The sequence below is a fragment of the Actinomadura roseirufa genome (genome assembly GCF_900659635.1).
In the GTDB taxonomy this organism is placed as follows: domain Bacteria; phylum Actinomycetota; class Actinomycetes; order Streptosporangiales; family Streptosporangiaceae; genus Spirillospora; species Spirillospora roseirufa.
Genome location: NZ_CAACVB010000242.1, coordinates 1 through 11189, shown reverse-complemented (window position 1 = coordinate 11189; position 11189 = coordinate 1). Strand labels below are relative to the sequence as shown.

Sequence of the window (11189 nt, the reverse complement as noted above, 5' to 3'; positions counted from 1 at the left end):
GTTCGCGGCCTCCCTGCTGGTCGCCGTCCTCGCGGGCTGGACGTGGGCCCTGTTCGGCAAGGGCGAGTGGATCCGCGTCCCGCCCCGGCCGCACACCGCCAGCAGCGCGGCCAGCGCGGCCACCGCCGCCGCCAGCTCCCGGGCGCGCGTCATCCGCGCACCTCGTCCGGCCGTGCCGCGCGGCCGGGCGGCACGGACGCGCCCGCGGGGACCACGTCGAGCTGCGGCAGGTCGTGGCCCAGCCGGTCGCGCTTGGCGATCAGATAGCGGGCGTTGTCGTCGCTGACCGGGACGAGCAGCGGCACGCGGGCCGTGACGGTGACCCCGTACGCCTCCAGCGCGCGGACCTTCGCAGGGTTGTTCGACAGCAGCCGCACCGACCGGACGCCGAGATGGTCCAGCACACGCGCCGCCGGGCCGTAGTCCCGCACGTCCACCGGCAGTCCGATGGCGGTCGCGGAGTCGACGGTGTCCAGCCCGTGGTCGTCCTGGAGGACGTGGGTGCGGAGCTTCGCGACCAGGCCGATCCCCCGGCCCTCGTGCCCGCGCAGGTACACCAGGACGCCCCTGCCCTCGCGCGCGAGCGCGTCCAGGGCGGCGGCGAGCTGGTCCCCGCATTCGCACCGTGTGGCGCCGAGGACGTCGCCCGTCAGGCATTCGGAGTGCATGCGGACGAGGACGCCGGGGCGGCCCCGCACGTCCCCCTTCACAACGGCCATGTGCTCGTGCCCGTCGACCGGATCCCGGAACGCGACGGCGTGGAAGACACCGCGCCGCGTCCGCAGATCGGCCTCCGCGATCTCGCCGTCGAAGCCGTCGCCGTCGAAGCCCGCACCGCGCATCGCTCCCCCTTCCGGGCCGGACGGTCAAGCCGAGCCGTGCCCGCCCCTCACCACTGACACGCGGGAAGGCCCCCGAAGGTTCAGAGGACGCGATCCAGACCTTGCCGAGGCCGTTTCCGGACGGGAGTCGTCCGGATGCGGACGGTGCCCGCCCGGCACCGTCCGGGCGGGTTACGTTCCATGGGTGGTGACCCGGCAGCCCATGCGGCAGCGCCACTCCAGCACGGTGGCGCTGGAGATCCTCGGTGCGGTCTGCTGTTCGATCATCGGCACGCTGGTGACGCGGAAACTGGACGCCTCGCCGGAGGCCGCGCTCGTCGCGGCGGCCGCGGGCGCGGCGATCGCCCCGCTGATCAGCGCGGCCGGGCGGCACCAGCCGCTGCGGGTGGGCGTCGGCGTGTTCGTCACCCTGCTGGCGCTGGGCCTCACCTACGGCGGCTTCGCGGTCTTCGACATCACGACCGACCAGTCGCCGCATCTTCCGCTTCCCGGCGGGGTCGCCGGCGGGCCCGGCGGATCCTCGGCGGACGGCCCCGCCATCCGGGTGAAGCCGGAGTCGCTGGAGCTGGAGTGCCTCGGGCGGGACTGCGCCCGCCGGGTCCGCGTGATCAGTGTGGGGTCCGAGCCGCTGCTGATCGGCGCGGTCGAGCTGGACGGGTCCGTGCCCGGCTTCGCGTTCGACGCCGGCGGCTGCGCGCACCGGCGCCTGAGCGAGGTCGGCGACGCCTGCACGATCTCGGTGTGGGCCGAGACGCCGGGCACCGGCGGCGCCACGACCCGCCTCGTCATCCACCAGAACCTGCCGGGCAGGCCCACGTTCGTCCGGCTGACCGGTCCCGGGACGCCTCTCCCGACCGTCCGCCCCACGCGATCGGAGCCGCCCGAGCCGACGCCCGGGGGCACCGTCCCGGCCTCCTCCGGCGGCGACGGGTGATCCGCCTGGGGACCTCCGGTGGCGGGTCAGCGGCCGGCGAGGCGGGCGCGGACGACCAGGTCGTGCAGGGCACGGCCGGCTCCCGGCCGCTCGGGCAGTGACGTGCGCGAGCGCTCGTCCTCCAGGCGGGCCGTCAGCGCGTCGACGTCGGCGCGGAGGCGGTCCGCCGCGGGGGCACCGGGCGGTAGCGCACCGTGCTCGGCGGCCCGCTTGGCCTCGACCAGGAACGGAAGGTAGGACGGGCCGTGCGCGGTGAGCCGGGTGAGATCCGCCTGAACCTCGCCCGCGCGCATCAGGTGAATGCCCGTGAGCAGTACCCGGAACGTGTAGAGCAGCGGCTTCAATTCACCCGTCTTCTCGAAGAGCTGCCATTGGGAACGGGCGAATCCCAGGTAGTGGTGAGCATGGTTGGACGTCACCAGACCTGGGACGAGCTCCAGCAGTTCGGCGTGCAATGGAGACGTGGCCACGACCAGTGGTGAGACGACCTGTTCCAGGACGTAGCCGTTGGGACGCACGAGCAGGCCACAGAACTTCGCGAGGTCGTGGGTGACGACGTCGGCCTCAACACCCACATGGTCCCAGGTCAAAGTGACGGTCTCTGTACCCGTCTCCAGCCCTACGACATCCTCCAGGGGCATGAGGTGGACTCCCCGGATGTCGACGTCGGAGTCCTTGGACGGGAACCCGTACAGGTGAGCACCGCTCACGGTGAGGAACCCACGCGCGTACGGGTGGTTCTCGTCCAGGTGGGCGAGCATGCCCTCCGGCAGGTTCACTGGTCCACGCTCCTTCGGCGGACGGACACGAGGAGGTCCTCAACGCGGCCCCGGTCGGGGTCGGCAGGCAGGGGGCTTCGGTCCAGGGCCTCGTCCATGTCGGCGGTGACGGCCGAACGCCACGCCTCGATCTCGTCCCAGCCGACCTCGCCGCGGCGGACGGCGAGCAGGCGGTCGCGCCGGGCGCTGACGTCCACGAGCGGGACGCCGTGCTTCACCAGGTGCGCGCCGCACTCCAGCAGCCGCAGCAGATGCATGACGTGCTTCCACCTGGGCCGGCCGACGTTGCGCAGGTCGGCCTGCGATTTGCGGAACTGGGCGTCGGCGTAGCGGATGAACGTGCGGTGCGCGTGCCGGGAAAGGAACGCCTCCCGGACCGCCAGCAGTTCCTCCCCGACGTGCGTGACGCGCTCGACCAGCGGCGACCAGAGGCACTCCAGGACGGTCGGGTTCGCCGCGAGGGCCAGCTCGCAGAAGCGCTCGAACTCCCAGGAGAACTGCTCGGGCAGCGGGCCGTCCAGGTGCGTGGGCGGTTTGGCGAAGCGCCAGTACAGCGGCGCCGGGGCCGCGAAGACACCGCGCCGGTCGACGTCGCTGTCCTCGGTCGCCAGCCCGTACGCGCGCGAGCCGACCACCACGGACAGCACCGTGTGGTCGCGGACGAGGTCGAGGGACGCGTGGGGGGTCACGGACGCAGCCTGGCGCAGACGGGACCGTGACACCAACCGGTTTCCGGGCGCCTCGGGAAGGTGACACCGCACTTCTGGACAGTGACAAAGTGAGCACGACGGCGATGGAGGTTCCTGCGGATCGTTCGCCCCAGCGGGGCCCATTGCTAGCGTCCCGCACCGACCCCGCCCGGTCGACGCCGCCCCGACCCGAAGGACGATCATGACGCAGGACACCCTCCCCGCGACCGCCGAGGCCGCCTCCACCGCCCCCGCCGGAGCCGCCCGCTGGTGGCGCGACGCCGTCATCTACCAGGTGTACGTCCGCAGCTTCGCCGACTCCGGCGGCGACGGCGTCGGCGACCTGCCCGGCGTCCGGTCCCGGCTGCCGTACCTGGCGGAGCTGGGCGTGGACGCGCTGTGGATCACCCCCTTCTACGTCTCCCCCATGGCCGACTTCGGCTACGACGTCGCCGACCACCGCGACGTCGACCCGCTGTTCGGCACGATCGCCGACGTCCGCGCGCTGGTCGCGGGCGCGCACGCGCTCGGCCTGCGGGTCATCGTGGACGTGGTGCCGAACCACACCTCCGACCGGCACGCCTGGTTCGAGGCGGCACGGGCGGCGGCCCCCGGCTCCGCCGAGCGCGCCCGCTACATCGTCCGCGACGGGCGCGGCCCGGACGGCTCGCTGCCGCCGAACGACTGGGAGTCGGTGTTCGGCGGGCCGGCGTGGACGCGGCTGCCGGACGGGCAGTGGTACCTGCATCTGTTCGCGTCCGGGCAGCCCGACCTGAACTGGGAGAACGCCGAGGTCCACGCCGAGTTCGAGGGGATCCTGAGGTTCTGGCTCGACCTCGGCGTGGACGGGTTCCGCGTGGACGTCGCGCATGGCATGGCCAAGGCGCCGGGCCTGCCGGACGTCGGCCGCGCGGGCCAGGCGGAGATGCTCGGCACGGCGGCGCTGCCGTACTTCGACCAGGACGCCGTGCACGACGTCCACCGGGCGTGGCGGCGGCTGCTGGACTCCTACGGCGGGGAGCGCATCGGCGTGGCCGAGGCGTGGGCGCCGACGCCCGAGCGCATCGCCGCCTACACCCGGCCGGACGAGCTGCACCAGGCGTTCAACTTCCACTACCTGACCGCGCCGTGGGAGGCGTCCGCGCTGCGGGACGTCGTCGAGGAGTCGCTGCGCACGGCGGAGGCCGTCGGCGCCCCAGCGACCTGGGTGCTGTCCAACCACGACGTGAAACGGCACGTCACCCGGTACGGCGGCGGCGAGCGCGGGCTGCGGCGGGCCCGCGCGGCGGCGCTGCTGACGCTCGCGCTGCCCGGCTCGGCGTACGTGTACCAGGGCGAGGAGCTCGGCCTGCCCGAGGTGCTGGACCTGCCCGCGGAGTTCCTGCGGGACCCGCAGCACCTCCGGGGCGACGGCACGGGCCGCGACGGGTGCCGCGTCCCGCTGCCCTGGGAGGGCGACGAACCGCCGTTCGGGTTCGGCGCGGGCGCCGCGCCCTGGCTCCCCATCCCCGCGGGCTGGCGCGACCTGACCGTGGCGGCGCAGTCCGCCGACCCGGGGTCGACGCTCGCGCTCTACCGGGAGGCCCTGCGGATCCGGCGCGAGCACCCCGCCCTCGGCGACGGGCGGCTGCGCTGGCTCCCCGGGCCGCCCGGCACGCTGCTGTTCGTCCGGGAGGCCGAGGGCGGGAGCGGCGGGGAGGGCCGGCTGCTCGGGTGCGCCGTGAACGCGTCCGGACGTCCCGTGCGCGTCCCCGCCCCCGGGTCGCCGCTGCTGGCGAGCGGGCCCGTCCGGGCGGACGGCGGCCACGTCGAACTGCCGCCGGACACCGCCCTGTGGTGGGACGCCTAGCGCCGCGCGGGAAGCGGGCGGGCGCCGCGCCCGGCGAGACCGTCCAGCCGGACGACCGCGGGACGCCAGTCGGACGGCAGCCTGCAGCGGGTGGAGCGGCGTCCCCGGTAGGTGAGCGTGTAGGTGAAGTGGTCGACGACCTCGCAGCCCACCCGGGACGACCCCGCGGTGGTGATCCGCGCGAGGTCGCGGCGCAGGGCGGCGAGTTCGCCCGGCGCGAGGGCGACACGGCCGCCCCCGGTGTCGGCCGCCCCGGACTCGTCCACCGTGACGTGGTCGTGCACCCCCGCGAATCCGCCGGTCCGCTCGTAGGCGACCAGCACGTCCGCGTCGGCGCCGAGGCCGGGCAGTCCGGCCAGGCCGGAGAGGGCGACCGCGACTGCCGTTCCCAAGGCGAGCATGGCCGGATTCTCTCGCAGAACCGCAGGTGAAGTGAGGTGAAGCCCGATTCAGGGCGCGGCGTGGGCGCGGTCGCGCACGTCGGTGATCGCCATGTGGCCGGGGGCGTGCCCGATGGCGAGCGCCGGCCGGGCGGCGGTCACGGCGGCCTGCGGCGTCACCCCGCAGGCCCAGAAGACGGGGATGTCGCCCGCCCGGACGTCGACCGGGTCGCCGAAGTCGGGCGCGCCGAGGTCGGCGATGCCCAGTCCCCGGGGATCGCCGATGTGCACGGGCGCGCCGTGCACGGCCGGGTAGCGGGACGTCACCCGGACCGCGTCGGCGACCCGCCCGGCGGGCACCGGGCGCATCGACACCACGAGCGGGCCTCCGAACACCCCCGCGGGGCGGCACATCCGGTTCGTCCGGTACATGGGGACATTGCGGTTCTGCTCGATGTGCCGGACAGGGACGCCCGCCTCGCGCAGCGCCCCCTCGAAGGTGAAGCTGCACCCGATCAGGAAGCAGACGAGGTCGTCGCGCCAGTACGCGGTCACGTCGGTGGTCTCGGCGACCGGACGGCCGTCCTCGTAGACGACGTAGCCGGGCAGGTCGGTGCGCAGGTCACCGGAGAACAGCGACGCCGACGCCTCGCCGGGCTCCGTCACGTCGAGGACGGGGCACGGCTGGGGATTGCGCTGGGCGAACAGCAGCAGATCGTACGCCTGGTCGCGGGGGACGGCGATGAGGTTCGCCTGCGTCCAGCCCGCGCACCAGCCCGCGGTGGGCACCCGGAGCCCGCCGCGGAACAGCTCCCTGGCCTGGCCGGGCGACAGCGCGGCCGGGTCGGCGGGGTCGGTCATCCGGTCTCCTGCCGGAGGTCGGCACGGTGGAGCGCACGGGACGGCGCGCCGCGGACGGCCGCGGCGAGCCCGTGCACGTCCGGGTCCGCGGTGCCCGACACCCCCACGCCGAGCACCGCGTTCCCCGGACGCCCGAGGTCCTGGACTGAAGCCAGTGGCCCTCGCTTTCGACAACGGGGAGCCCCTCCCCAGGGTTCCCATGAAACGAAACGAACTTCATTTCCGGGTCGGAACGGGCGAACCCGCAGGTCACCGGCGGGGCGGCGCCGTCCGGCGGGTTCGGCGCGGCCCGCTCACCCCCAGAGGTCGTCGAGGCCGGACAGCGCGTGCCAGCCGAAGTACAACGCCAGCAGCCAGGCCGCGACGCCGAGGGCGAGCAGCCACGCCGGGTACCGGTGGCCGCCGAGCAGGTCGCGGCGGCGCGCCGCCACCCACAGCAGCAGCCCGAGGCCGAACGGCAGGATCAGCCCGTTCAGCGCGCCCGCGAGGACGAGCAGCTTCGCCGGCCCCGCGCCGATCGCCAGGTAGAGCGCCGTGGACACCGCGATGAAGGCGACCACCAGCCGGTCGCGGTGGCGCTCCACCCAGGGCGAGAACGAGACGAGGAACGACACCGAGGTGTAGGACGCGCCGATCACCGAGGTGATCGCCGCCGACCACATGATCAGCCCGAACGCGCGGAGGCCGGTCTCGCCCGCCGCGTGCTCGAACGCCGAGGGGGCCGGGTTCGCCTCGGCCAGGTGGACGCCGCCCGCGACGACGCCGAGCACCGCGAGGAACAGCAGCACCCGCATCAGCCCGGTGACCAGGACGCCGGTGACCGCGCCGCGGGTGATCTCGCGGACGTCGCCGGGCCCGCCGACCCCGGACTCGATCATCCGGTGCGCGCCGGCGTAGGTGATGTAGCCGCCGACCGTGCCGCCGATCAGCGTGGTGATGACCAGGAAGTCCACCTCGCCGGGCGCGACGCTCTCGCGCAGCGCGGCGCCGAGCGGCGGCCCGGACACCGCCGCCACGTACAGGGTCATGAGGATCATGACCACGCCGAGCACGATCACGATCCGGTCCATCACCGCGCCGGCCCGCCGGATCAGGAAGATCGCGACCGCGACCAGCGCCGACAGCACGCCGCCGGCCTTGACGTCCAGGCCGAGGAGGGCGTTCAGGCCGAGCGCCGTGCCGGCGACGTTGCCGATGTTGAACACCAGCCCGCCGAACAGGTCGAGCGCGGCCAGCGCGTAGCCCCCGCCGGGCAGCACCGCGTTCCCGAGGTCCTGGGCGCGCCTGCCGGAGACACCGACCACGCGCCACACGTTGAGCTGGATCGCGACGTCGACCACGACCGACACCACGATGGCGAAGGCGAACGCGGCGCCGAGCCGGGCGGTGAACAGCGTGGTCTGGGTGATGAAGCCGGGGCCGATGGCGCTGGTGGCCATGAGGAACATGGGGCCGGTCAGGGCACCGCGGCGGGGGGCGGCGGCCTCGGCCGGGCCGGTGCCCACGGCGGCCGGGTCGGTCATGGCTGCTCCCTTCGGGGAGTCGGCGTCCGGCCAAGCGTAAGCGCGGCGCCCGGCAGGAGTCCCGGCCCGCGGCGACCGCCGGACCGGGATCGGGGCGCGAGATCAGTGCGCGGCGCCGGGGGCGTAGTTCATGACGTGCTGGTGGAGCATCCGCGGCGCCTCGGGGTCGCGGCGGCGGAACGCCTCGATCAGCTCGGCGTGCTCGGCGGACTTGGAGTAGATCTCGGTGTGGTGCAGGCGCAGGGACAGGGTCGTCCACAGCTCGATGCCGAGGCCCTCCCAGACCGAGACGAGCAGCCGGTTGCCGGCCGCCTCCACGATCGCGCGGTGGAAGGCGATGCTGAGCCGCATCTGCTCGTGCAGGTCGCCCTCCCGGACGGCCTCGCCGAGCCGCCGGTTGTGCTCCTCCAGGGCGTCCAGGCAACTGGCCGCGTGCGGCAGGGCCAGCTCCGCCGCGGTCCGCTCCAGCCCCGCGCGGACGGGGAAGATCTCGGCCAGGTCCTGCTCGGTGAAGGCGCGGACGCGGGCGCCCCGGTTGGGCAGCGTCTCGACCAGCCGCTGCGCCTCGAGCTGGCGCAGCGCCTCGCGGACCGGGCCCTGGCTGACGCCGAGCTCGGTGGCGATGCGGCGCTCGACCAGGCGCTCGCCCGGCTCCCAGCGGCCGGCGCTGATGCCGTCCACGATGAACTCGCGGATCTGGTCGGCGAGCCCCGTGCGGAGCAACTGGGCGGGGATGGGCGCGTTCACGGGAGTCAATGGTAGACGGCCGCCGGTCAGGGGTCTTGACTGGGTAGAATATGATCGATCATTGATCAATGATGATCGGTGAGCGCCGTGGCGATCCTACGGCGTCATCCTGGACAGAGGAAGGTCGCCGATGGCTGAGACCACCCAGGCCGCCCCCGCCCGCGCCCGGCGCACGCGCGGGAACGGCGCCGCCCGGCCGAAGGCCGCGCCGTCGGCCGACGCCGGGACGCTGATCGGCTACTACCGGCAGATGCTGCTGATCCGCAGGTTCGAGGAGCGCGCCGCGCGCGCGTACACCGAGGCCAAGATCGGCGGGTACTGCCACCTGAACCTCGGCGAGGAGGCGACGGTCGTCGGCCTGATGGCGGCCCTGCGCCCCGCCGACTACCTGTTCACCAACTACCGCGAGCACGGGTACGCCCTGGCCAAGGGCATCGGCGCGGACCGGGTCATGGCCGAGCTGTACGGGCGCTCCACCGGGGTGTCCAAGGGCTGGGGCGGGTCGATGCACCTGTTCGACGCCGAGGCGCGGCTGCTCGGCGGCTACGGCATCGTCGGCGGGCAGGTCCCGCTGGCGGCCGGCGCCGCGCTCGCCGTCTCCTACAAGGGCGGCGACGAGGTCGTGATGTGCCACATGGGCGACGGCACGACCGCGATCGGGGCCTTCCACGAGTCGCTGAACATCGCCGGGCTCTGGGACCTGCCCGTCGTCTTCGTCGTGATCAACAACGGCCTCGGGATGGGCACCACCGTCGAGAACTCCGCGGCCGAGCCCGAGCTGTACCGGCGCGGCGCCGCGTACCGGATGGAGAGCGCCCGGGTGGACGGCACCGACGTCCTGGCCGTCCGCGACGCCGCCCGGACCGCGGTCGAGCGCGCCCGCGCCGAGAGCCGGCCGTACCTGCTGGAGACCCTCAGCCCCCGGCTCAAGGGCCACTCGGTCGTCGACCCGGCCCGCTACCGGTCCAAGGAGGAGAAGGAGGGCCTCAAGGCCGCCGACCCCCTGGCCCGCATGGCGCTGGAGCTGGAGGAGGCCGGGATCCTCTCGCACGACGAGCGGGACCGCCTCGACGCCGAGGTGACCGCCGAGGTCGACGCGGCCGCCGCGTTCGCCGACGCCAGCCCGGCGCCCGAGGTCTCCACGCTGTTCGACTACACCTACGCGACGCCCGTCCCGGGCGAGCTGCGCCGCCTGCCCGCCGACCCCGTCTTCCGTTCCTGAGGAGCCGACCCATGCCTGACCAGCCGAGCGCGGCGAACGTCACCTACCGCCAGGCCCTCCGGGACACGCTGCGCGCCGAGATGCTGCGGGACGAGAACGTCTTCCTCATGGGCGAGGAGATCGGGCTCTTCGAGGGGTCCTACAAGATCACCGAGGGGCTGCTGAAGGAGTTCGGGCCGCGCCGCGTGCGCGACACCCCGATCGCCGAGGAGGGCTTCGTCGGCGCCGCCATCGGCGCCGCGATGCTGGGCCTGCGGCCCGTCGTGGAGATCATGACGATCAACTTCTCGCTGCTGGCGCTGGACCAGATCGTCAACCACGCGGCGAAGATCTACGGGATGTTCGGCGGCCAGGCCAGCGTGCCGATGGTGATCCGCACCCCGGGCGGCGGCGGGCAGCAGCTCGGCGCGACGCACTCGCAGAACGTCGAGCTGTTCTACTCGTTCGTCCCCGGGCTGAAGGTCCTCGCGCCGAGCACGCCGGCGGAGGCGTCGGCGATGCTCAAGGCCGCGATCCGCGACGACGACCCGGTGCTGTTCCTGGAGAACCTCGCCCTCTACAACACCAAGGGCCCGCTGCCCGCCCCGGTCGAGGAGATCGAGCCCGCCGAGATCGGCCGGGCCGCGGTCACCCGGCCCGGCACCGACATCACGATCATCGGCTACTCGCGGATGGCGCGGGTCGCCGCCGAGGTCGCCGAGACCCTCGCCGCCGAGGGCGTGTCCGCCGAGGTCGTCGACCTGCGCAGCCTGCGCCCGCTGGACCGCGAGACGATCGTGGAGTCGGTCCGCCGGACCGGCTGCGCCGTCGTCGCCGAGGACGACTGGCTCACCTACGGGATCGGCGCCGAGATCGCCGCGACGATCCAGGAGGGCGCCTTCGACTGGCTGGACGCCCCGGTGCGGCGCGTCGCGATGGCGGAGGTGCCGCTCCCCTACGCCAAGTCCCTGGAGACGGCGGCGCTGCCGTCCGCCGACTCCCTGCTCACCGCCGTCCGCGCGACGCTGCGCGCGACCGGCCGTCCCGTCCTGGAGACCACCCCGTGACCGAGATCCTCATGCCCCGGCTCTCCGACACCATGGAGGAGGGCGTCATCAGCTCCTGGCAGAAGAAGCCGGGAGACGAGGTCGAGGTCGGCGACGTCATCGTCGACATCGAGACCGACAAGGCGGTCATGGAGTACGAGGCGTACGAGGCCGGCGTGCTCGACCGGATCCTGGTCGCCGAGGGCGAGTCCGCGGCGATCGGCGCCCCCATCGCGGTGATCGTCCCGCCCGGCGGCTCGCCGGCCGAGCCCGAGCCCGCCCCGGAACAGGCCGAGCGGCAGGCCCCCGCGGAGACCCCCGCCCCGGCCGACGAGCCC

At 74.1% G+C, this 11189-nt stretch carries 13 protein-coding genes; 6 read left to right on the top strand and 7 right to left on the bottom strand.

Going from position 1 to position 11189, the window contains the following annotated elements; translation table 11 throughout:
• Positions 1–149: 149 nt before the first annotated feature.
• Entirely contained in the window at positions 150–842 is a 693-nt protein-coding gene (ribA, locus tag E1291_RS33250; RefSeq protein ID WP_131742041.1) for a GTP cyclohydrolase II, read from the bottom strand.
• A 187-nt stretch (positions 843–1029) separates the two neighbouring features.
• Here ribA and E1291_RS33245 point away from each other — a divergent pair, with 187 nt between their 5' ends.
• On the top strand, positions 1030–1776 hold the full coding sequence (locus E1291_RS33245) for a hypothetical protein (RefSeq protein WP_131742040.1): 747 nt from the start codon (positions 1030–1032) through the stop codon (positions 1774–1776).
• A gap of 26 nt (positions 1777–1802) precedes the next feature.
• Here E1291_RS33245 and E1291_RS33240 read toward each other — a convergent pair whose 3' ends face one another.
• Together E1291_RS33240 and E1291_RS33235 are read right to left on the bottom strand one after the other, a co-directional pair.
• Positions 1803–2555 carry a nucleotidyltransferase domain-containing protein gene (locus E1291_RS33240; RefSeq protein WP_242614536.1) on the bottom strand — a complete coding sequence of 251 codons (753 nt, stop codon included), beginning with the start codon at positions 2553–2555 and terminating at the stop codon, positions 1803–1805.
• Positions 2552–3244: a nucleotidyltransferase domain-containing protein gene (locus tag E1291_RS33235; protein ID WP_242614535.1), complete on the bottom strand. Its 693-nt coding sequence runs from the start codon at positions 3242–3244 to the stop codon at positions 2552–2554. Before E1291_RS33235 ends, E1291_RS33240 begins: the two co-directional genes overlap by 4 nt.
• Before the next feature lie 202 nt (positions 3245–3446).
• Here E1291_RS33235 and E1291_RS33230 point away from each other — a divergent pair, with 202 nt between their 5' ends.
• Positions 3447–5093: a glycoside hydrolase family 13 protein gene (locus tag E1291_RS33230; RefSeq protein ID WP_131742038.1), complete on the top strand. Its 1647-nt coding sequence runs from the start codon at positions 3447–3449 to the stop codon at positions 5091–5093.
• On the opposite strand, the gene E1291_RS33225 is transcribed toward E1291_RS33230, so the two are convergent.
• The gene (locus E1291_RS33225; RefSeq protein ID WP_131742037.1) at positions 5090–5494 is read right to left on the bottom strand and encodes a hypothetical protein; all 405 of its coding nucleotides are present in this window, start codon (positions 5492–5494) and stop codon (positions 5090–5092) included. The two genes, E1291_RS33230 and E1291_RS33225, sit on opposite strands and share 4 nt — an antisense overlap.
• 48 nt (positions 5495–5542) lie before the next feature.
• Complete coding sequence (locus tag E1291_RS33220) at positions 5543–6334, bottom strand: putative hydro-lyase (protein WP_131742036.1); 792 nt, start codon at positions 6332–6334, stop codon at positions 5543–5545.
• Between the two features lie 26 nt (positions 6335–6360).
• Between E1291_RS33220 and E1291_RS44945 the strand changes: the two genes are divergently transcribed.
• Positions 6361–6483 carry a hypothetical protein gene (locus E1291_RS44945; RefSeq protein ID WP_306434492.1) on the top strand — a complete coding sequence of 41 codons (123 nt, stop codon included), beginning with the start codon at positions 6361–6363 and terminating at the stop codon, positions 6481–6483.
• Between the two features lie 144 nt (positions 6484–6627).
• Here E1291_RS44945 and E1291_RS33215 read toward each other — a convergent pair whose 3' ends face one another.
• Together E1291_RS33215 and E1291_RS33210 are read right to left on the bottom strand one after the other, a co-directional pair.
• The gene (locus E1291_RS33215) at positions 6628–7857 is read right to left on the bottom strand and encodes an NRAMP family divalent metal transporter (RefSeq protein WP_131742035.1); all 1230 of its coding nucleotides are present in this window, start codon (positions 7855–7857) and stop codon (positions 6628–6630) included.
• Between the two features lie 102 nt (positions 7858–7959).
• Positions 7960–8604: a GntR family transcriptional regulator gene (locus E1291_RS33210; protein WP_242614534.1), complete on the bottom strand. Its 645-nt coding sequence runs from the start codon at positions 8602–8604 to the stop codon at positions 7960–7962.
• A 130-nt stretch (positions 8605–8734) separates the two neighbouring features.
• Between E1291_RS33210 and pdhA the strand changes: the two genes are divergently transcribed.
• The 3 genes from pdhA to E1291_RS33195 form a co-directional block, all read left to right on the top strand.
• Complete coding sequence (gene pdhA, locus E1291_RS33205) at positions 8735–9826, top strand: pyruvate dehydrogenase (acetyl-transferring) E1 component subunit alpha (RefSeq protein WP_131742033.1); 1092 nt, start codon at positions 8735–8737, stop codon at positions 9824–9826.
• 11 nt (positions 9827–9837) lie between these two features.
• Positions 9838–10872, top strand: coding sequence for an alpha-ketoacid dehydrogenase subunit beta (locus E1291_RS33200; RefSeq protein ID WP_131742032.1), 1035 nt, complete (start codon positions 9838–9840; stop codon positions 10870–10872).
• Positions 10869–11189 (top strand): biotin/lipoyl-containing protein (locus E1291_RS33195; RefSeq protein ID WP_306434491.1); only part of this gene is annotated, 321 nt, incomplete at its 3' end. The genes E1291_RS33200 and E1291_RS33195, both read left to right, overlap by 4 nt.